Annotated in this window: 20 protein-coding genes; 15 read left to right on the forward strand and 5 right to left on the reverse strand. The window is 33.2% G+C overall.

Features of this window, described 5'->3' with window-relative positions:
- Positions 1–277 precede the first annotated feature (277 nt).
- The gene (locus P3U32_RS02330) at positions 278–1,096 is read right to left on the reverse strand and encodes a LysM peptidoglycan-binding domain-containing protein (RefSeq protein WP_323703999.1); all 819 of its coding nucleotides are present in this window, start codon (positions 1,094–1,096) and stop codon (positions 278–280) included.
- Between the two features lie 317 nt (positions 1,097–1,413).
- Between P3U32_RS02330 and P3U32_RS02335 the strand changes: the two genes are divergently transcribed.
- From P3U32_RS02335 to P3U32_RS02345, 3 genes are all read left to right on the forward strand, one after another.
- Positions 1,414–2,061 (forward strand): Bax inhibitor-1/YccA family protein, encoded by a 648-nt coding sequence (locus P3U32_RS02335; RefSeq protein ID WP_323704000.1) that lies wholly within the window; start codon positions 1,414–1,416, stop codon positions 2,059–2,061.
- Positions 2,062–2,196: 135 nt separating this feature from the next.
- Positions 2,197–2,910: a YebC/PmpR family DNA-binding transcriptional regulator gene (locus P3U32_RS02340; protein ID WP_323704001.1), complete on the forward strand. Its 714-nt coding sequence runs from the start codon at positions 2,197–2,199 to the stop codon at positions 2,908–2,910.
- Between the two features lie 12 nt (positions 2,911–2,922).
- A complete protein-coding gene (locus tag P3U32_RS02345; RefSeq protein WP_323704832.1) occupies positions 2,923–3,405 on the forward strand; it encodes a cupin domain-containing protein in 483 nt (160 codons plus the stop codon).
- Positions 3,406–3,446: 41 nt separating this feature from the next.
- Here P3U32_RS02345 and P3U32_RS02350 read toward each other — a convergent pair whose 3' ends face one another.
- Positions 3,447–4,556: a 5-methyltetrahydropteroyltriglutamate--homocysteine S-methyltransferase gene (locus P3U32_RS02350; protein ID WP_323704002.1), complete on the reverse strand. Its 1,110-nt coding sequence runs from the start codon at positions 4,554–4,556 to the stop codon at positions 3,447–3,449.
- A 129-nt stretch (positions 4,557–4,685) separates the two neighbouring features.
- On the opposite strand from P3U32_RS02350, the gene P3U32_RS02355 reads away from it, so the two are divergent.
- Positions 4,686–6,230 (forward strand): phospholipase D family protein, encoded by a 1,545-nt coding sequence (locus tag P3U32_RS02355; protein WP_323704003.1) that lies wholly within the window; start codon positions 4,686–4,688, stop codon positions 6,228–6,230.
- Between the two features lie 69 nt (positions 6,231–6,299).
- Here the strand turns inward: P3U32_RS02355 and P3U32_RS02360 are convergent, their stop codons facing one another.
- Positions 6,300–6,851 carry a TetR/AcrR family transcriptional regulator gene (locus P3U32_RS02360; protein WP_323704004.1) on the reverse strand — a complete coding sequence of 184 codons (552 nt, stop codon included), beginning with the start codon at positions 6,849–6,851 and terminating at the stop codon, positions 6,300–6,302.
- A gap of 209 nt (positions 6,852–7,060) precedes the next feature.
- Here P3U32_RS02360 and P3U32_RS02365 point away from each other — a divergent pair, with 209 nt between their 5' ends.
- The 3 genes from P3U32_RS02365 to P3U32_RS02375 all read left to right on the forward strand — a co-directional run bounded on the left by P3U32_RS02365 (position 7,061) and on the right by P3U32_RS02375 (position 10,343).
- On the forward strand, positions 7,061–7,708 hold the full coding sequence (locus P3U32_RS02365; RefSeq protein ID WP_323704005.1) for an HlyD family secretion protein: 648 nt from the start codon (positions 7,061–7,063) through the stop codon (positions 7,706–7,708).
- A 12-nt stretch (positions 7,709–7,720) separates the two neighbouring features.
- Positions 7,721–9,610 (forward strand): DHA2 family efflux MFS transporter permease subunit, encoded by a 1,890-nt coding sequence (locus P3U32_RS02370; protein WP_323704006.1) that lies wholly within the window; start codon positions 7,721–7,723, stop codon positions 9,608–9,610.
- 193 nt (positions 9,611–9,803) lie between these two features.
- On the forward strand, positions 9,804–10,343 hold the full coding sequence (locus P3U32_RS02375; RefSeq protein WP_323704007.1) for a ribonuclease FAU-1 family protein: 540 nt from the start codon (positions 9,804–9,806) through the stop codon (positions 10,341–10,343).
- 340 nt (positions 10,344–10,683) lie between these two features.
- On the opposite strand, the gene P3U32_RS02380 is transcribed toward P3U32_RS02375, so the two are convergent.
- Positions 10,684–11,505, reverse strand: coding sequence for an undecaprenyl-diphosphate phosphatase (locus P3U32_RS02380; protein WP_323704008.1), 822 nt, complete (start codon positions 11,503–11,505; stop codon positions 10,684–10,686).
- A 168-nt stretch (positions 11,506–11,673) separates the two neighbouring features.
- Between P3U32_RS02380 and P3U32_RS02385 the strand changes: the two genes are divergently transcribed.
- Positions 11,674–12,549 (forward strand): LysR family transcriptional regulator, encoded by an 876-nt coding sequence (locus P3U32_RS02385; protein ID WP_323704009.1) that lies wholly within the window; start codon positions 11,674–11,676, stop codon positions 12,547–12,549.
- Between the two features lie 36 nt (positions 12,550–12,585).
- Here the strand turns inward: P3U32_RS02385 and P3U32_RS02390 are convergent, their stop codons facing one another.
- Entirely contained in the window at positions 12,586–13,230 is a 645-nt protein-coding gene (locus P3U32_RS02390; RefSeq protein ID WP_323704010.1) for an MOSC domain-containing protein, read from the reverse strand.
- A 134-nt stretch (positions 13,231–13,364) separates the two neighbouring features.
- Between P3U32_RS02390 and P3U32_RS02395 the strand changes: the two genes are divergently transcribed.
- The 7 genes from P3U32_RS02395 (at position 13,365) to P3U32_RS02425 (ending at position 20,322) form a co-directional block, all read left to right on the forward strand.
- On the forward strand, positions 13,365–14,576 hold the full coding sequence (locus tag P3U32_RS02395) for a sugar efflux transporter (protein WP_323704011.1): 1,212 nt from the start codon (positions 13,365–13,367) through the stop codon (positions 14,574–14,576).
- Positions 14,577–14,586: 10 nt separating this feature from the next.
- Positions 14,587–15,069 (forward strand): DUF456 domain-containing protein, encoded by a 483-nt coding sequence (locus tag P3U32_RS02400; protein ID WP_323704012.1) that lies wholly within the window; start codon positions 14,587–14,589, stop codon positions 15,067–15,069.
- A 930-nt stretch (positions 15,070–15,999) separates the two neighbouring features.
- Positions 16,000–16,860: an SDR family NAD(P)-dependent oxidoreductase gene (locus P3U32_RS02405; RefSeq protein WP_323704013.1), complete on the forward strand. Its 861-nt coding sequence runs from the start codon at positions 16,000–16,002 to the stop codon at positions 16,858–16,860.
- 123 nt (positions 16,861–16,983) lie between these two features.
- Positions 16,984–17,826: a formyltetrahydrofolate deformylase gene (purU, locus tag P3U32_RS02410; protein WP_323704014.1), complete on the forward strand. Its 843-nt coding sequence runs from the start codon at positions 16,984–16,986 to the stop codon at positions 17,824–17,826.
- A gap of 77 nt (positions 17,827–17,903) precedes the next feature.
- Positions 17,904–18,848 (forward strand): magnesium/cobalt transporter CorA, encoded by a 945-nt coding sequence (gene corA / locus P3U32_RS02415; RefSeq protein ID WP_323704015.1) that lies wholly within the window; start codon positions 17,904–17,906, stop codon positions 18,846–18,848.
- A gap of 27 nt (positions 18,849–18,875) precedes the next feature.
- On the forward strand, positions 18,876–19,745 hold the full coding sequence (locus P3U32_RS02420; protein ID WP_323704016.1) for an ROK family protein: 870 nt from the start codon (positions 18,876–18,878) through the stop codon (positions 19,743–19,745).
- A 13-nt stretch (positions 19,746–19,758) separates the two neighbouring features.
- On the forward strand, positions 19,759–20,322 hold the full coding sequence (locus tag P3U32_RS02425; RefSeq protein ID WP_323704017.1) for a GNAT family N-acetyltransferase: 564 nt from the start codon (positions 19,759–19,761) through the stop codon (positions 20,320–20,322).
- Positions 20,323–20,584: the final 262 nt, after the last annotated feature.

A 20,584-nucleotide genomic window follows, 5' to 3' on the forward strand; every position in this document is an offset into this window, starting at 1 on the left:
CCAAGAGATGGCCAAAGTCGTGAGTTAACTCCGAAGTTAATCCAAGAGAAAGCCGAAGTCGTGAGTTAACGCCAAAGTTAATCCAAGAAAAGGGCCAAGTCGTGAGTTAACTCCGAAGTTAATCCAAGAGAAAGCCGAAGTCGTGAGTTAACGCCAAAGTTAATCCAAGAGATGAGGTAAGTCGTGAGTTAATTCCAAAGTTAATCCAAGAGTCGTATCCCAAACTTCTATATAAAATGAAAAAAGGTTCAGACCTTAAGTCTGAACCTTTTCGTTATTAATGAATGTATGAATAGTTGTAAACTTCTGATGCTGGTATTGTTCTGTAGTCTGTTACGCCTGGTGGTGTATTGTAGTTTGTTTCAGAAATAAGCAAACTTCCATCAGCGTTGATTGATTCAACATAAGCAACGTGTCCATATTGTCCAGCTGTTGACTGCATGATTGAACCGACTGCAGGTGTGCTATCTACACGGAAACCGTCAGCTTGTGCTGCGCCTGCCCAATATTTAGCGTCTCCCCAGTATGTACTAATTGAACTTCCAGCTTGTCCTCTACGATCAAATACATAATATGTACATTGACCCCAGTCATATAAATTTTGGTCATTAAATGATTGATTGCCAGTTGTTTGAGTTGGTTGTGTATTACTTGCTGTTGTAGTTGCAGTTTCACTTCCGCTTCCACCAGCAATTTTTAATGTTTGACCAGGATAGATAATATAACCTTGTAATTGATTTGAATTCATAAGTTGGTCAACTGAAACACCATGTTGTTGAGCGATAACGTCTAATGAATCGCCGCTTTTCACTGTGTATGTAGAACCTGAAGTTGCTGTACTTGTACTATCTTGAGAGCCACTTCCTCCAGCTGAACTACTTCCGTTTACAGTAATGACTTGTCCTGGGAATATCATGTTACCTGAAATATTGTTATTAGATTTCAGTTGGTCAACAGATGTACCATATTGATCGGCTATTTGCCATAAAGACTCACCATTTTTTACAGTATGTTGTGTAGATGCGTCTGCATCATGATGTGTAGCTAATGCTGCAACACCTGAAACTGCTGTTACTGCGAATGCAAATTTTTTCAAAGGCTTATCCTCCTCGTTTATCGTAAAATGTATAGAAACAGTTATCTGTAAATATATAAATCCTTCGATACCAGTAATGGTAACAAAAATCGTTATAGAAGTACTCTATGTCATCACTTTGTAATGAAAATACAATAATTGATGAATGACGAGTTTATGTGAAATGAAAGCGTAAAACTTGTGGGAATGGGATATTTTCGATATGTAAAAATATGTATGTGAATGGAATGTTACAGAAGGGTGATGTCTTCATGTTTGAAAAGTGATGCTATACGATGTAAAATGTTGGTATCACTTAAGAGAAGGAATGATTACGAATGAGTTATGAACAACATTATGATTCCCATAGCGCTAGTGATTCACATGGCTCAGCGATTAGAAAAACATGGTTATACTTTTTATATTATTGGGTGATATTTGGTGTCGGTACTTATATAGGACAATTTGTACCACCAGCATTATATTTACCAATATCAATTGGTTTATTTGCATTAATAATGATTTCACTTTTTGTAAAATCTTCTAGAAAATTTAGCGGACTGATTTCAAATGTGTTTGCATTCTTAATAGGTGTACTTTCATATACATCATTTATGTATTATCTTGGTGCATTAGGCACGCAAGCATTTTATGGAAATATTGCATTAGCTATCGGTGCATTTGCGGCATTTGGAATATTAGGTTATTTCATGATTGACGATGCATCTGGTTTAGGAAAATATTTATTCGTAACATTAATCGCATTAATCGTAGCAAGTTTTGTTGGTTTATTCATAAATAATCCAATTTTCCATACTGTTATTTCAGTAATTGGTCTTGGCTTGTTCTTGCTGTATACTGTTTATGATTTTAATAGAATGAAATTGGGGAACTTCTCACCTAGAGAAATGGGATTCAATTTATTTATTAACTTATTAAATATCATCATGCATATCTTAAGACTTGCGAGTATTTTAAAGGATTAATATAAAACTAAGTAAGCTCTGCCGATGTTATACAGGTGCAGGGCTTACTTTTTTTGAACGGCAAACTTTGCGAGATTGATGCAATATTGTATAATAAGTATGTTAAATAACTCACTTTGAAAGAGAGATGGAATTATGGGACGTAAATGGAATAATATTAAGGATAAAAAAGCCCAAAAAGATAAAAATACGAGTAGAATATATGCGAAATTTGGTCGTGAAATATATGTTGCTGCTAAATCAGGTGAACCAGATCCAGAATCTAACCAAAACTTGAAATTCGTATTAGAAAAAGCTAAAACTTATTCTGTTCCAAAACACATTATAGATAGAGCAATTGAAAAAGCAAAAGGCGGAGCAGAAGAAAACTTTGATGAATTACGTTACGAAGGATTTGGCCCAAGTGGTTCAATGCTTATTGTAGATGCATTAACAAACAACGTTAATCGTACAGCAAGTGATGTGAGAGCAGCATTTGGTAAAAATGGTGGGAACATGGGTGTTTCTGGTTCAGTAGCTTACATGTTCAATCATACAGCTGTATTTGCATTTAAAGGTAACTCTGCTGATGAAATCTTTGAAGTACTACTTGAAGCAGATTTAGATGTTAGAGATGTAATTGAAGAAGAAGAATTAACTATCGTCTATGCTGAACCTGATCAATTCGCACAAGTTCAAAATGTACTAAAAGAAAATGGTGTAGAAGACTTCGAAGTTGCTGAATTATCAATGTTAGCACAATCAGAAGTGACATTATCTGAAGAAGATCAAGAAACATTTGAAAAATTAGTAGACGCTATTGAAGAATTAGAAGATGTACAACAAGTCTTCCACAATGTAGATTTGTAAGGTTATCATATGATGAATAAAGAGAAATGGATTGAAACACTTCAACTTTCAGCACATCCAGAAGGTGGCTATTATAGAGAAGTGATCAAATCTAATCAATCACTAGAAAGTGGAAATGCGTTATTTACAAGTATCTATTTTTTATTAGAGAAAGATAATATATCTCATTTTCATAGAATTCAATCAGATGAAGTTTGGTATTATCATGCTGGACAGACGTTGACAGTGCATATGATATATCCAACTGGTGAATATAAAAAGGTCAAAGTAGGACCAAATGTTGAAAATGGCGATGTACTACAAACACTTGTACCTAAAGGTGTTATCTTTGCTTCAACAGTTGAAGGTGATAATGATTATGCTTTAGTAGGATGTATGTGTGCACCTGGATTTCAATTTGAAGCATTCGAATTATTTACACAAGATGAGTTATTACCTTTATATCCACAACATGAAGAAGCAATCAGAAAGTATGCATTTGCATCTGAAGAATAAAAATGAGGCTGGGACATAATATATGTCTCAGCCTCATTTTGTTATAGTTCGCCGTATACTTCTAAAGCTGTTTCTATAACGTATGATAATTTTTCCCATTGTGCATCTTCTGTTAAAATATTTCCTTCTTCAGTTGATGCAAATCCACATTGTGGACTTAAGCATAATTGGTCTTTGGCAACATATTGTGTTGCTTCATCAAGTCTGTTTAAGATGTTTTGTTTGTCTTCAAGTTCACCTGTTTTTGAAGTGAATAGTCCTAATACGATATAGGCATCTGTTCTATCAAAATGTCTTAAAGGTTCGAAATCACCAGAACGATTATCATCGTATTCTAAGAAGAAACCTTGTAATTTTTCAGTGAATAATTCTTTAGCAATTGGTTCATAACCACCTGAAATTGCCCAAGATGATTGGTAGTTACCACGACAAATATGTGTTGTAATAAGAAGGTCTTCAGGTAAATCTGCTAATGAATCATTGACTACTTTTGCAGCTAATTTAATCGCTTCTTCCTTCTCGTCTTCAGTGCGTTCTCTATTCTTAATTAATTGTTCTGTAGCAGCAAGGCCTGCCCAATAAACATCATCAATTTGTAAATAACGACAACCTAAGTCATAGAATTTCAAGATAGATTGACGATATGCTTCTGAAACATCTTTAGCAAATTCATAAATATCAGGATAAATGTCATGATTTAATATGTTTGGATGGAAGAGTTGGTTCGGACTAGGTATAGAAACTTTACTTACGGCTCTGCCATTCACCTGTTTATGTAAGTAATCGAAATGTTCAAAGTGTGGATGCTCTGGATTGAATTCGACTTTACTGACAACTTTAACATCATGTTTTTTCGTTTCAACACCGTTAAAAGTTAAACCAATTTCTGGTTCATAGTCTTCAACGCCAGTTAAGTTCTCTAAGAAATCAAAGTGCCAGTATGAACGTCTGAATTCACCGTCAGTAATACTTTTTAGGCCGATTTCTAATTGTTTTTCAATGATTTTGTTAATTTCTTGATCTTCTACTTTACGTAATGCATCTTCTGAAATCTCGCCATTTGAATATTGTTTACGTGCCTCTTTCAAAGGTTCCGTTCTCAATAAACTACCAACGTGATCTGCACGAAAAGGTCTTATTTGTTCTCCCAATGTGATTCACTCCTATGTATATACTCAAAAAATTCTGAATAATTTAATATTCATTAAAAGTATCAAAGTCATACATCGTTGTCAATTAAATTTTGTTATAATAAAAAATAAAAGGAGGGAAATAAACTTTTGGCAAACAAGAATAAAATTAAATCTAAAAGTAATACAAAAAAAACTAAAAAGAAACCTGCTATAACAAAGTCGAGAAAAAAATCTAAATCTAAAGATAAAAAAAGTAAATTCAAGAAAAAATACATATCTTGGCTGTTATGTGCGCTTTTGATTTTAGTTATTATTGTTTCTATTTATCATGTGTTTAAGCCTCTACCACATAATGTTTCTACTTTAAGTCCAGAATCGAGAACAAATAATTTAGAATTACTAACGGATGTGACTTATCAATCTGGAAATAAAGTAAAGGCAAAACAAGAAATATTTGATAAAGTAAATGAAACAATCGAAGAAGCGGATGACTTTATCATCATGGATATGTTCCTATTTAATGCATATAAAATGGATGACAGATCATATCCAAACATCGCAGACCGATTGACAAAGTCACTCGTTGCGAAGAAAAAATCCAATCCAAACATGAGAATTATTGTGGTGACTGATCCTCTTAATACATTCTATGGTTCATACACGCCACCAAATATTAAAGAATTAAAAGAGAATAACATCGAGGTACATTACACTAATTTAAGAAAATTAAGAGATGTGAACCCTATATATTCAGGCGGATATCGTACTTTTGGACAATGGTTTGGTAATAGTGAAAACGGTATGTTAAGAAACCCATTGAGTCAGCAAGCACCGAATGTAACAGTTAGAGGGTATCTTGATCTATTTAACTTGAAAGCAAATCATAGAAAGACACTTGTGACAGAGAAACATGGTATGGTCTTAACAAGTAACCCACACGATTCTAGTGGTTATCATCAAAATGTAGGCGTCCGGTTTACAGGTCCATTACAAAAATCGTTGATTAAATCTGAATTAGCTGTCGCAAATATGAGTGGGGCACACTATTCGGCAGATGACTTTAACATCAAAGAAAATAGTTGGGACGACGATGATGATTACAGTGTACAATTAGCAACAGAAGGAAAAATCAAAGAACAAATGATTAAACATATTAGAAAGCTTCAGTCTAAAGATCGTCTTTCAATAGGTATGTTTTATTTGTCAGATAGAGATGTTGTTAATGAACTCGTTAAAGCATCTAAGAGGAACGTAGATGTTAAACTGATCTTAGATATTAATAAAGATGCTTTTGGTAGAAAGAAAAATGGTGTACCTAATAAACCTGTAGCGAGTGAATTAATTAATCGCTCAAATGGTAATATTAAAGTACGATGGGCAATCACACACGGCGAACAATTCCATTCGAAATATTTATTGATGGAACAACATGAGAATAAAGATGCAACAATGATCTTAGGTTCTGCTAATTTAACAAAAAGAAATATCGGTGATTATAACCTTGAATCGGATATTATTATAAAAGGTAAGCAAGATAGTAAACCATTTAAAAAATTATCAAACACATTTAATGATGAATGGAACAATAAAAATCATAAGATGACATCACAATATAGTGACTATAAAGATGAATCACTGTTGAAAAAGGTATTATATCGTATACAAGAAAAAACTGGACTATCAAGTTTTTAATGAAATACGATTATCAATCAATATAAAGAAGCGGCTAGGACACAATCAAGTTGTCCTAGCCGCTTTATATTATCTATTCATCTTAATAATATTACGATACATAATATCAGCCATCTTATCTGATTCTTCTTCGCATCCATTTTTTAACCAACTATAAATAGAAGCAATTTGTCCACCTACAGTATAATCAAGAAAGAAATTAATATCTTGTATAGAGCTAATGCGTAGTATTAATTGTTCAAATCTTGTTCTGATTAATTTAATGAAATCTATTATAAATTCTCTTTCAGGATGAGCAACACATACGCTAGTGAAAAATCGCTGGTGTCTACTTACATAATAAAAGATATTTACAAAATATTGCTTAATATATTTATGTCGATCGTCAGGATGATCGATGAGTAACTGTTCGATGTTATCCATTAAAGTTTCATAATTAGTCATATGGAATTTTTTGATTTCTGAGTATGTATCATATTTGTCTTTAAAATGGGCATAAAAAGTTGAACGATTAATGCCACATTCTGCACATAACATTTTAATTGTTATTTCATCAAAATGATAATGTTCTAACAAGTAAACCATGTTACTCGTAATTAGTTGTCTCGCATGTTTTTTCATAGTTCACCTCTAATAAATACATAATGTACATTTTATCAAATATCCAGAAGAATATACATTAATATTGGTTTCAAAAATGAATATATTATGAACAAATATCTGATTTTTTTGTTAATTTAACCCGACAAACTTGTATAATTTGTTGGTTTAAATAATGTTTGACACGTCATATAATAGATAAATCATTGAAATTTGGAGGAAAAAGAGTAATGAAAAAAATCGTACTTGTAAATGTTATCACTATAGTAATTTTAGTGGCTATCGGCCTAGTAGGTTTCCACTATTATAGTGAAGCAACGGATTATGTTAAAACAGAAAATGCAAAAGTAGACGGTGAGCAAATTAAAATTGCAAGCCCAGTATCAGGAAACTTAACTAGTTTCGATGCTAAAGAAGGTAAAGAATTCGGTAAAGGTGACAAAATCGGAGAAGTAGAAGGAAAAGGTGACAACGGCGAATCTCAAAAAATGGATATCGACGCACCATCTAAAAGTACAATCGTTAAAACTTCAGCTTCAAAAAACAGTTTAGTACAAGCTGGTTCACCAATCGCATACGCATATAACTTTGATGATTTATATGTAACTGCAAATATTGACGATACAGATGTTAAAGATGTAGAAGAAGGACAGGCTGTTGATGTTACTATTGATGGTCAAGAAGCTAGCGTTAAAGGTAAAGTGTCTCATGTTGGATTAGCAACTGCATCAAGTTTCTCATTGATGCCTTCATCAAATAGTAATGGAAACTATACAAAAGTGACACAAGTTGTTCCAGTGAAAATCACATTTGATTCTAAGCCATCAACAAATGTTGTTCCAGGAATGAATGTTGAAGTTCGAATCCATAAAAATTAAGGAGGGTGTATAATGACATCAACCTTTACGGTGGCTTATATAATTATTGCAATCCTTCTATGGATAGGAATTAATGCATTAGTAGTTAAACGCAGAAAGAATAAATCCGTATCAAAAAATCAATCTAACGATTCAAAAGTGAAAGAAACATCACATTTACAATCAAAAGACGATTCAAAAACGGATCAACAACCAGTTACACGTCATGAAAAAATGGAAGAAGAAAAGCAAGCGTCTGTATCAGAGACAGCTGCGACAACTTCAAACGAAGAAAATTCTGAAGTAGAACATGACGCTCAAACAGAAGAAGCACACGATGATTTAGAAGATCGTGGTGCAGAACTAAATGAAGATGAACCAATTAATGAACAAATTAAGAAACAACATGTGAATTTTGTTTTTGGAAAAGGTGTTTCTAGAAATAAAATACTGTTAGCCTTATTGTTCGGTATGTTCATCGCAATATTGAACCAAACATTATTGAACGTAGCATTACCAGTCATTAATAATGAATTTAGTGTATCAACATCAACCGGACAATGGTTGGTGACAGGATTTATGCTTGTAAATGGTATTTTGATACCAATCAGTGCCTTCTTAATTAGTAAATATTCGTACAGAAGATTATTCCTAATAGCAATGACACTCTTTACGATTGGATCATTACTATGTGCCATTTCATTTAACTTCCCGTTAATGATGACAGGACGTGTCATTCAAGCGATAGGTGCAGGTATATTAATGCCTCTTGGTACGAATGTATTTATGACGATTTTCCCACCTGAAAAACGTGGTGCCGCTATGGGTACATTGGGTGTTGCATTTATATTAGCACCAGCAATTGGTCCGACGTTATCAGGTTGGATCGTACAAAATTATCATTGGAACGTAATGTTCTATGGTATGTTTGGCATTGGCTTACTTGCTATCTTTATCAGTTTCTTCTGGTTCAAGATTTATCAACAAACATCAAATCCAAAACCAGATGTGCCAGGTATTATATTTAGTTCCATTGGTTTCGGTATGTTGTTATATGGATTTAGTGAAGCGGGTAATGATGGCTGGTCTTCAGCGACAGTAACTATATCATTAATAGTGGGTGTGATCTTTACAGCACTATTTGTAATCCGTGAAATCAGAATGGATAAACCAATGTTAGATATGTCTGCATTGAAATATTCTGGATTTACATTAACAACTGTAATCAATGTAATCGTAACAATGAGTTTATTCGGTGGAATGATTCTTCTACCAATGTACTTACAAAACTTACGTGGATTCTCACCATTAGATTCAGGTTTACTATTATTACCTGGTTCATTACTTATGGGTATTATGGGTCCAATCGCTGGTAAAATGTTAGACTCAATTGGTATTAAACCATTAGCTTTAATCGGATTAACAATTATGACGTTCGCGACTTATGAACTGACACAATTGAATATGGATACACCATATACAACGATTTTAGTAATTTATATCGTACGTTCATTCGGAATGAGCTTTATCATGATGCCAATTATGACAGCAGGTATGAACGCATTACCACAAAGATTAATACCACATGGTAATGCAATTAGTAATACAGTAAGACAATTAGCAGGATCAATCGGTACAGCAATACTTGTAACAGTTATGACGCAAAATGCAAGTTCACATTTAGCGAATATGTCTGATAACCTTGATTCAACAAATCCAATGATTCAAGAACAAGTAAAAGCACTATCAGATTCTGTAGGTGGAGAACAAGCAGGTACATCTGCTTTAGTTGAATTCCTTAATAAATTAGCAACAGTTCAAGGTATTAACGATGCCTTCTGGGTTGCGACATTATTCAGTGTGATTGCTCTTGTTTTAAGTTTATTCTTAAAAGGAAAATCACATTATATTTCACACGAGTAACAACGTAAAAAATACACAAAGTTGCACAATATATTGAAATTTTTTCAAGACACAAAGCACAAACACTAAGATTATTTTATTCATAATCTTAGTGTTTTTTTTCGTGGAAAATAATTTATTTTGAAAAACACATCTCTAATGCTTTGAAACGGGCAAGGTTTTTTATATAATGTAAAAAAGGAGTTGGTGACTTGTGAAAGTGAAGTATATAGACAAACGTCATTGGCGACGTCTCCTTAAACGCGATTATAAAGAAGTTGTACTGGATACGAACCACTTTAAAGGGCTAGTCGGACTCGTTACGATGGTAGAAGTGAAAGAAACTTTAAAAGTGGACGTTGTAGATAAAGAAATTACAGTAGCGGATAATGGGTATAAATGGATGCAGATTTTGCCTGAGAAGAAACCGTACAGTATAACTGTAATGTATAATAAACAAAATCAACCAGTGCAGTATTATTTTGATGTGAATTTGAGGAACATCACGCAACCTGGTAATGCTAGAACACTGGACTTATGTTTAGATGTATTAGTCATACCGAAGTCGGGTGAGTATGAATTAGTTGATGAAGATGATCTAGAAAGAATGCTTAAAGAGAAAAAAATATCTAAAGCACAATATCATAAAGCATATGTAACAGCACATGAAATCATGTTTAAATTAGAAACAGATTTCAAAGGCATAGAAAAGAAAATTAGATATTGCTTCCATGAAATAATGAATGCGAAATAAACGGGAATGTTACTTCGAATAGAGCTGAGACACTGTGTCTCAGTTTTTTTAGTATATAGATAAAAGATATCGTGCGATTGACCCCGGAACGCACGATATCTCGGCCAAACTCCAAAGTCTTCGTGCGATTAGACCTGAAACGCACGATATCTCGGCCAAACTCCAAAGTCTTCGTGCGATTGGACCTGAAACGCACGATATCTCGGCCAAACTCCAAAGTCTTCGTGCGATTGGACCCGGAACGCACGATATCTCGGCATCGAATAATCTCTAAACCTCATCTTTATTGCAACTTAATATAAAAAATGAGACACATGTTGTAATGTGTCCCAGTTCTTATTTATAAAAATATTAAAGCTAATATAATTGCTAATGGTCCGACAATGAAACAGTATTTACTGAATATACCTAATTGTCCGCGTTCCATAATGCCTTGTAACCATTTCAATGAGAAATAACTTGCTACAAGTGATGCAATAAATGCAAATACATACGATATCATTAATGAAGAATTTGGTGGTGAATCGATTATATCTTTAAATCCAAGTAATGCTGTACCTAAACTTACTGGTATGTATAGTAAGAAAGAAAATTTAAAGGCTGTTTTCTGATTCATACCAACGCCTAGTGCACCGACGATTGTTGCACCGCTTCGACTTAATCCAGGAATTAATGCTACTGCCTGGAATAAACCAACAATGATTGCATCTTTCAGTGATAGATCGCGTTCTAATTTTTGTCCGCGTTTGTTTTTAATAAACCATAAAGCGATACCTGTTACGATCAGCATAATACCAACCATGATGACGCTTTTCGTATCTCCGATGATATCTTTAAAGATGACACCTAATACGCCTGCAGGTATTGTTGCGATAACGACATACATGGCAAGTTGGAAGTTTTTCTTAACAACTTCTGTACGGTCGCCTTTAATGTATTTAAGTGTGTCTATTATCAGTTCGATGATATCTTTTCTAAATAAGATGAGTACTGCGATTAATGAAGCGGTATTGACTACTATTTCAAAAGTTAGCCCATCCGTATGTAGACCTAAAAATTCTTGTGCCATGACGAGGTGACCACTTGAGGAAACCGGAATGGGTTCAGTCACACCTTGTACAATTCCAAGAAAAATATACTTGATGATTTCTATAATTAACATGATAAAATCCTTTCTCTATTTATGTACAAGCTCAACTATAACGAATTATGAAATGAGTTTCAATTTATGATTGAAAAAATTATTATTTTACTTAAAAATGCATTTGGACTTTCAAAGTCGCTATATAAAAATCATGTTATAATATAATCAAAGTAAGGAGTGTGTCATGTGAAAGTAGACGATTATAAATTGCTTGTAACTTTAGAAGATGTAAAGACTTTACGCAAAGCGGCAGACATTCTTTACATATCACAACCGGCTGTGAGCCAAAGACTAAAATCTATAGAGAATTTCTTCGGTATTGATATTTTTATTAGAACAAAAAAACAACTAATAACAACAAACGAAGGATTACTTGTGATTGAACATGCAAGAAAGATGTTAAAAGAAGAACGTTTACTATTAGACAAGATCAGTTCGAAAATAGGTGAAGTAAACGGTAGTATTTCAATCGGTGTTTCTTCATTAATCGGACAAACAATCTTGCCACAAGTGCTTGGTGAATATACGAATCTATATCCAAATGTAGATATTCAATTACAAATCGGATCCAGTGAACACATTAAATCATGTCAAAATGATTTCCACGTCATGGTTGTTAGAGGAAATGAAGTCATGAACGTTCAAAATGATTTATTGTTAAATGAACAACATTATTTTATTTATCCGAAAAGTAAAAAACAAGATTTACATTTGTTGCCTATGATTGAATTCCAAGCAGAACCGATTTATTTGAAACAAATTGAAGAATGGTATGCTGATTATTTTCAACAAGAATACCATGCACTTATCAAAGTAGATCAAATCGCGACTTGTAAGGAATTATTATTAAACGGTGTAGGTGTAACGGTATTGCCAGAATTAGTAATAGGGGATATTGATACTGATAAATTTGAAATTAAGAAATTAAATATCATGCGTAAGCCACTGACACGTTCGACGTATATTTGTTATGAACATAATGTGATGCAGTTGCCGCAGGTGAAATCGTTTATTGAAGTTTTGAAGAATTATATTAAACATGTTGAAATAGGAAAAAAATAAAACAATCTATCCATCTGGTGATGAATAGATTGTTTTTTATAGTCGGTTATAAAATCGTGTGAATATATTTCTCGTTTCTTCATTAATACCATCATGATTTAAGATGTTTTCAATACGAGATTTATTTTTATTATCTTTAAATTGAGTTGTATTGAGTTCATAAATAGATAGTTTAGGTTCATAAGATTGGAGCAATTGAAGATGGTCATTTTGAGAAACATAACCTTCTTGTAACACTCTGAAATAGCAACCGGTCTTACCACTATCAGCCATACGCTTGACTAAATCTTTAATTCCATATTTGAGTGCAATCGTCGCACAAGGTTGTCTCGGACAGGATACTTGAATGATGGCTTCACCAAGTTGATATGTATCACCAATATTTAAATCTTCCTCTGTAAGCCCTGATACAGTTATATTCTCACCAAAAATTGCATACTCAGGTAGTTGATCTAAAATATCATTCCAAAATGGATGGTGGTCTTTACTATAAAAACAAATTGCCTTTTCTATGCCGCCATGTCCTTTATATTCTTGCTCATCTTCAGTAAAACCTGTTTTTGTTAAGTACATTTTTCCTTTAAATGGCTCTTTAAAGATTGCTGTTCGTTTTGTTTTTTGATTGTCGAAAGTAACGTCAGAAACTTTACCTGTTGAAATATAGTCAATGTGATATTGCATTTGAGAGTCCCCTTTTAAAAAGATCTGTATTTCAGTATACTACTTGATTCGATATATATCAATTAAGCATTGACGTAATGTTGGATAAGCATTAAAGTACAACCATATAATAAAATAAAGGAAGTTGTGAATTCATGTTCTTTAAACTGTTTCAGATTAAAAATTATAAACTGTTCACGTTAAATATGGGGTTATTAGGAATGGCTATGGCCATAACTGTACCATTCTTAGTATTGTATGCCACTCAGCATTTAGGCATGACTAAATTTCAATATGGTATTTTAATGGCATTAGCAGCTACGGCTTCATTTACTGTCAATTCGATTATAGCTCGATTTTCAGATAGCGGGAAGATTAACCGAAAACATTTGATTATCACAGCATTAATTATGGGGGCAATCTGTTTTTCTATTTATTTTTACATACATACAATCATTTTGTTTATTCTTTTGTATGCGATGTTTCAAGGTTTAGCTGCACCAGCGATGCCACAAATGTATGCATCTGCACGTGAATCGATTAATGAGTCTGATTATAAAGATAGAAGTATCTTTGCGAACACGGTATTACGTTCAACATTTTCATTAGGATTCCTATTTGGTCCATTAATCGGTACGTTATTATTACGTTCGTTCGATTATGATGGACTATTTGGTGGGACTGTCGCACTATTTTTAACAGTACTCATTTTATTTATTATCTTTTATAAAGAACCAATAAAAGTCATCAACCATGCAATGGGTAAATTTCCTGAAAGAAAAGCACCGAACTTATTTGCGGAACCGACTTTAATGATTCCGTTCTTGGCATTTATTTTATTACATGTAGGTCAATGGATGTATACATTAAATATGCCTTTATATGTAACGGAATACTTGAAAGATGATGAGTCAAATGTTGGTTATTTAGCAAGTTTGTGTGCAGGACTTGAAGTACCATTTATGATTATATTAGGTATAATTGCAAGTAAATTTAAGACGAAGACATTATTAATGGTAGGATCCATCTTTGGATTTGGTTATTACTTTAGTATTGGTGTGTTTGATAACTTCATCGCTATGTTAATAGGACAATTGGCGCTTGCATTCTTCCTCGCTATTTTATTAGGGTTAGGGATCAGTTATTTTCAAGATATTTTACCAGACTTTCCGGGTTATGCTTCTACACTATTTGCCAATGCAATGGTTATTGGACAATTAGGTGGTAATTTACTTGGCGGTCTGATGAGTGACATCGTTGGACTTGGTAATGTGTTCTTCGTATCAGCTCTTTCAGTTGCGATAGGGTTTGTACTGTTAATATTCACAATAGAACATACTAAGGATAAAGAAACACAAACAAGTTAGGAGAAAACACATGACAACAATCAATTGGATATTAATTATACTTATGTTTGTAATCGCATTTGTAGGTTTAATAAAGCCAATCATCCCATCAGTTTTATTTTTATGGGTAGGTTACTTTATATACCACTTTGCGATAGATAATAGTAAATTGTCTTGGGTATTCTGGACAGTGATGGTATTGTTTACAGTATTTATGATACTTTCAGATATCATTATGAATAGTTATTTTGTTAAAAGGTTTGGAGGCTCGAAATTAGGAGAAACAATGGCAGCAATCGGTGTGATTATCGGTTGTTTCGTATTTCCTCCATTTGGTATTATCATCGTACCGTTTGTACTCGTATTTGTATCAGAATTAGTACAAAAAAATAATCTAGCTACAGCATTTAATGCAAGTGTAGGATCATTATTAGGCTTCTTAACAAGCTCAATAGCGAAAGCATTGATCATGATCGTTATGGTCATTTGGTTCTTTATTGCTATATGGATTTAGCGTAACGTTTAATATTAGAATGTCGACAAAGTTATCACTTTGTCGGCATTTTTTATGCGTTGAACATTGCAAGTGAGGGTCGACAAGCAACATTGAGCGCCTGAACATTGCAAGTGGAGGTCGACAAGCAACGTTGAAGCGTTGAACATTGCAAGTGGAGGTCGACAAGCAACGTTGAAGCGTTGAACATTGCAAGTGGAGGTCGACAAGCAACATTGAGCATGGCTAACGAGATAGTTCTGAGAAACAATCTTTTTAGAAAATCTAACGAGATAGTTCTGTAAAACAATCTCGTTAGAGCGAAAATAGCCCACGAAAAAGCCTGATTTACTACCAAAAATGAGAAAACAACACGCTAACGAGATAGTTTAAGGAAACAATCCTTTTAGAAAATCTAACGAGATAGTTCTGTAAAACAATCTCGTTAGAGCGAAAATAGCCCACGAAAAAGCCTGATTTACTACAAAAAATAAGAAAACAACATGCTAACGAGATAGTTTGAGAAAACAATCCTTTTAGAAAATCTAACGAGATAGAAAGTAAAAACAATCTCGTTAGAGCGAAAATGGTCATCTCAAAAGGCCGTATTTACTACAAAAAATGAGAAATGAACATGCTAACGAGATAGTTTTGGGAAACAATCCCGTTAGAAAATCTAACGAGATAGAAAGTAAAAACAATCTCGTTAGCGGGAAAATGGACACCTCAAAAGGCCGTATTTACTACAAAAAATGAGAAATGAACATGCTAACGAGATAGTTTTGGGAAACAATCCCGTTAGAAAATCTAACGAGATAGAAAGCAAAAACAATCTCGTTTGTCGGCATTTTTTTATAAAAAGGATATGTAGAAATAAAAATTGCATGCTATATTGTTACAGATGTGTAATTCAGGGTAATTGTATGATAATAATTAAAAGGAGTATATGATATGTCGAATAGAATATTAGCAATCACTGGTCCGACTTCAGGTATTGGAAAGAGTACAGTATTAGAATTAGCACATCGTTATGACACACTTATTTTATTATGTAGAAATATAGAGAAGGGTGAACATTTAAAGAAGCTGTTGCTTCTAGAACATCAGGATTTAAATGTAGATGTAATTAAATGTGATTTATCGGATTTAGCAAATGTTATGAAAGCTGCTACAAAGGTGATGGATACTTATTCACATGTTGATTGTTTAATTAACAATGCTGGTGTCGTTTCTTTAACACGACAAAAGACTGTCGACGGCTATGAGCTTATGTTCGGTACAAATTATTTGGGTCATTTCTTGTTGACGCATATATTATTTGAGTCGGTTATGAAAAGTGAAGACAAGCAAATTATTATTGTGTCGTCAGGCGCTTATAAGTATGCACATCTTGGACGTCGAAATTTTAAATATCCATTAAGATTCAATCCAATACAATCATATAGTCGGTCTAAATTAGCGACAATATACTTTATGCAAGAATTACATGAACAATTTCATGAACATGGATTAAACGTTACAGCTGTACATCCAGGTGCAGTCTCAACAAATTTAGGTAAAACGAAATATAATAAAACTTTTGGAGACATGATTTATAAAGTTTTTGATCCGATGTTTATTACACCTAAGGAAGGTGCAAAATCCACAATTAAAGTGACGAAAGACCAATGTTTATATAGAGGGCAATATGTTTCAGATGGAAAAGTAACGCCACTTGTTAACCAAGGATTGAATTATTATGATCGTAAGCGGCTCATTCGTGAAACGTTAGAATCGTTACGATTAAATCAGTTTATGTATTTATGTGATTAAAAACCAAAATGAATACGTTTACATTCGATGTTCAGTATGCTAATTATTGTTTTATTTTAAATTAAATTTTATAATAGTTGATATTGTAAGAATATTTCCAATATTAATTAAAGGATGAGGATTATGAGCGAGCATTATATATTATTAGCTGATTGTAAAGATGAAATCGGAATTACGTCATTGATTTCAACAATCATTAAAGATACACATTCAAATATATTCCACTTGGATCATTATACAGATGTACAAGAGAATGAAAATCATTTATATCTTCGTATTGAGTTTGATAAGAATGAACAAGTGAAACCATTGTTAGAGAAAGAATTAAGTAATAAACAAATTAACTATCAAATATTTGATGCAGAAGAAAAAGTAAAAACAGCACTACTTGTGTCAAAAGAAGATCATGCATTGAGTGAAATTATTTTACGTGCGAATCGTCAAGAATTCCCAATTGAAATTAGTTGTGTGATTAGTAATCACGAGAACAATCGTAAGTTTGTAGAAGACATGGGCATTCCGTTCCATTATATAAAAGTAACTAAAGATACAAAACGTGAAAGCGAAGATGAAATTACGCGAATTAGTGAATCATATAATGTCGATTTACTCGTACTCGCAAAATATATGCAAATTTTATCTGAAACGTTTGTTGAAAGACATCATTTGAAGATTATTAATATTCATCATTCGTTCTTACCTTCATTTATAGGCGCAAATCCTTATAAACAAGCTTACACGAGAGGTGTTAAGTTAATAGGGGCAACGAGTCACTATGTTACTGAAGATTTAGATGCAGGTCCGATTATTGAACAAGATGTTGTCAGAGTGAACCACAGATACTCTGCACAAGATATGAGACAGTCAGGTAGACATGTCGAATCACATGTATTAGCGAGAGCTGTACAGTGGCATTGTGAACATAAAATTATTGTTAACGGGAATAAGACAGTTGTCTTTTCATAAGTGATTTAAGGCTGAGACGCATACATCTCAGCCTTAATTTTTCTAAAGATTAAAATGTAGTAGGTGGTGTAATTCCTATGATTAATACATATTATGTTAATTTAAATAATGAAGTTAAAGCAGTATCATCACCATATGACATTACAGAAGATAAAAAATGGATATGGGTAGATTTAAATGAGCCTTCAGAGGACGAAGCAAAAGTATTAGAAGAGTATTTTAAATTTCATCCGTTAACGATTGATGACGCAACAGTTGTTCAACAAAGACCGAAGTTTAAACAATATGAGGATTACCAATTTATTGTCTTCTATGCATTGGATTTAAAGACACTTGAATCTGAAGAGATTGATATATTTATAGGTGAGGATTATATCGTTACTTATCATAAAGAACGATTTGAAGAAATTGATACGATTGTTAGAAAGTTATTGAATCAATCTATTCAATTCAATGAACCAAAAGATATATTATTAAATATTTTAGATGATATCGTGGATAATTATTTTCCGTTTATTTATGATATTGAAGACAAAGTATTTAATTTTGAAGATCGTCATAATGTAGATATTTCTACAAAGAACTTAATCGATGACACATTTGATTTAAGACAAGAACTTTTATTGATTAAACGAACTGTGCAACCGATGAAAGATTTGGTTTATCGCATGAGAGAAGGTAAAGTACTTCAACTACAAGAGCAACAATTGTTATATTTGACGCACATTTATGATCATTTGATGAAACAAATGGAGATGGTAGATGCCTCGAGAGAAATGACTAGTGACATAAGAGATAATTATATTTCTCTAAATTCGTTTAAGATGAATAATATTATGAAAATATTAACGATTTATTCCGTTGTATTTATGCCATTAACACTTATAGCAGGTATATACGGTATGAACTTTACCAATATGCCGGAGTTGAGTTGGCACTATGCATATTATGTCGTACTTGTTATTATGATTGTAATCGCATTAATTATGTTAACAATATTTAAAAAGAAAAAGTGGTTTTAACGATAATTAGAAAGGTGAGTGGAAGAAGTGAAACTTTTTGGAGCTATAGAAGCGGGCGGAACAAAATTTGTGTGTGCAGTAGGTGATGAAGATTTATCAGTTAAGGAGCGTATAACGATACCAACAACTGAACCATCTGAGACGATGCCTCAAGTCATTGAATTTTTTAAGAAATATGAAGTTGATAGTATTGGGATTGGTTCATTTGGTCCTATAGATATAAATAAGGATTCAGATACATACGGCTTTATCACAACAACACCAAAGACTGCTTGGAAACATTTCGACCTTGTAGGTACAATTAAGCAACATTTTGATATTCCAGTAGCTTTTACAACTGATGTTAATACGTCGTTATATGGAGAATTTAAAAAAGGTATCGCTAAAGATAACCGTTCAGCAGTGTATTATACAATTGGAACTGGTATCGGTGGTGGCGCTATGATTGATGGACAATTTGTACAAGGATTGAGCCATCCTGAAATGGGACATACATCAGTACATATACATCCAGATGATCAACAATTTGATGGAAACTGTCCATATCATGGTACTTGCCTTGAAGGCTTGGCATCAGGACCAGCAATTGAAAAGAGAGCAGGCAAATCAGCGAAAGACATACCTGAAACAGCTAAAGATTGGGATATCGTTGCGTATTATATTGCGCAAGCAGCATTTAATACAACATTGATGTTATCGCCTGAAAAAATCATTTTTGGAGGCGGTGTGATGCATCAAACACATTTACTTGAAAAGGTACACCAACAATTTACGTTATTAAATAATGATTATATTAAATTACCACCTGTTGATACGTATATTGTTACACCGAGCTTGAATGATGACCAAGGGATTATTGGTTGTTTAGCACTCGCGCGAGATGAATTCAACAATTAAAGTAGGTGCTTATATGGATAGATTATTAGTTACATTAGGGGAAAACCAATATTTAGAAACAGAGCGATTGATATTAAGACCTGTTACATTAGAAGATACAGAAGATTTGTTTGAATATGCTTCTGATGTAGAGAACACTTCACATGTATTTCCTACACATCAATCTATAGAAGAAACGAAAGAAGTCATCGCAAACTTCTATTTAAATTCACCGCTCGGTAAATATGGAATCGTATTAAAGGAAAATAATAAATTTATTGGATCGATAGATTTAAGAGTAGAAAGTGAACATAAGCGAGCAGAAATCGGTTATGCATTGAATTTATCGTATACAGGAAAAGGTTATATGACAGAAGCAGGTACAAAAATATTGTCATTGGCTTTTGATAAATTGAATCTAAATCAAGTCAAAGCCGTTCATAGTACGATAAATCCTAAGTCAGGCGAAGTGATGAAACGTTTAGGTATGAAGAAGGTCGGTGTGATGCCTAAAAATAGAATTCATAAAGAAAGAATCGTCGACGATGCCATATACGCAATTACTGATACAGAATTTCAAAATATAAATAGTAAGTAATGAGAGAAGTAGGATAGTGAGTTTTAGAGTGTCTGTTGTGTGGTTCTAAGGGACAGAATTCATAGTATTGTCCGTTACGCCGTTCTAAGGGACAGAATTCCAGATTATGTCCGTTACGCGGTTCTAAGGGACAGAATTCCAGATTATGTCCGTTACACGGTTCTAAGGGACAAAATTCCAAATTATGTCCGTTACGTGGTTCTAAGGGACAGAATTCAGAGTATTGTCCGTTACGCCGTTCTAAGGGACAGAATTCCAGATT

This window comes from Mammaliicoccus sp. Dog046 (assembly GCF_034039665.1).
Classification (GTDB): domain Bacteria; phylum Bacillota; class Bacilli; order Staphylococcales; family Staphylococcaceae; genus Mammaliicoccus.

Coding starts and splice junctions, on each gene's coding strand:
- P3U32_RS02370 (WP_323704006.1), top strand. CDS start 7,721: ATGACATCAACCTTTACGGTGGCTTATATAATTATTGCAATCCTTCTA.
- P3U32_RS02395 (WP_323704011.1), top strand. CDS start 13,365: ATGTTCTTTAAACTGTTTCAGATTAAAAATTATAAACTGTTCACGTTA.
- P3U32_RS02390 (WP_323704010.1), bottom strand. CDS start 13,230: ATGCAATATCACATTGACTATATTTCAACAGGTAAAGTTTCTGACGTT.
- P3U32_RS02340 (WP_323704001.1), top strand. CDS start 2,197: ATGGGACGTAAATGGAATAATATTAAGGATAAAAAAGCCCAAAAAGAT.
- P3U32_RS02425 (WP_323704017.1), top strand. CDS start 19,759: ATGGATAGATTATTAGTTACATTAGGGGAAAACCAATATTTAGAAACA.
- P3U32_RS02405 (WP_323704013.1), top strand. CDS start 16,000: ATGTCGAATAGAATATTAGCAATCACTGGTCCGACTTCAGGTATTGGA.
- purU (WP_323704014.1), top strand. CDS start 16,984: ATGAGCGAGCATTATATATTATTAGCTGATTGTAAAGATGAAATCGGA.
- corA (WP_323704015.1), top strand. CDS start 17,904: ATGATTAATACATATTATGTTAATTTAAATAATGAAGTTAAAGCAGTA.
- P3U32_RS02365 (WP_323704005.1), top strand. CDS start 7,061: ATGAAAAAAATCGTACTTGTAAATGTTATCACTATAGTAATTTTAGTG.
- P3U32_RS02360 (WP_323704004.1), bottom strand. CDS start 6,851: ATGAAAAAACATGCGAGACAACTAATTACGAGTAACATGGTTTACTTG.
- P3U32_RS02400 (WP_323704012.1), top strand. CDS start 14,587: ATGACAACAATCAATTGGATATTAATTATACTTATGTTTGTAATCGCA.
- P3U32_RS02335 (WP_323704000.1), top strand. CDS start 1,414: ATGAGTTATGAACAACATTATGATTCCCATAGCGCTAGTGATTCACAT.
- P3U32_RS02345 (WP_323704832.1), top strand. CDS start 2,923: ATGAATAAAGAGAAATGGATTGAAACACTTCAACTTTCAGCACATCCA.
- P3U32_RS02380 (WP_323704008.1), bottom strand. CDS start 11,505: ATGTTAATTATAGAAATCATCAAGTATATTTTTCTTGGAATTGTACAA.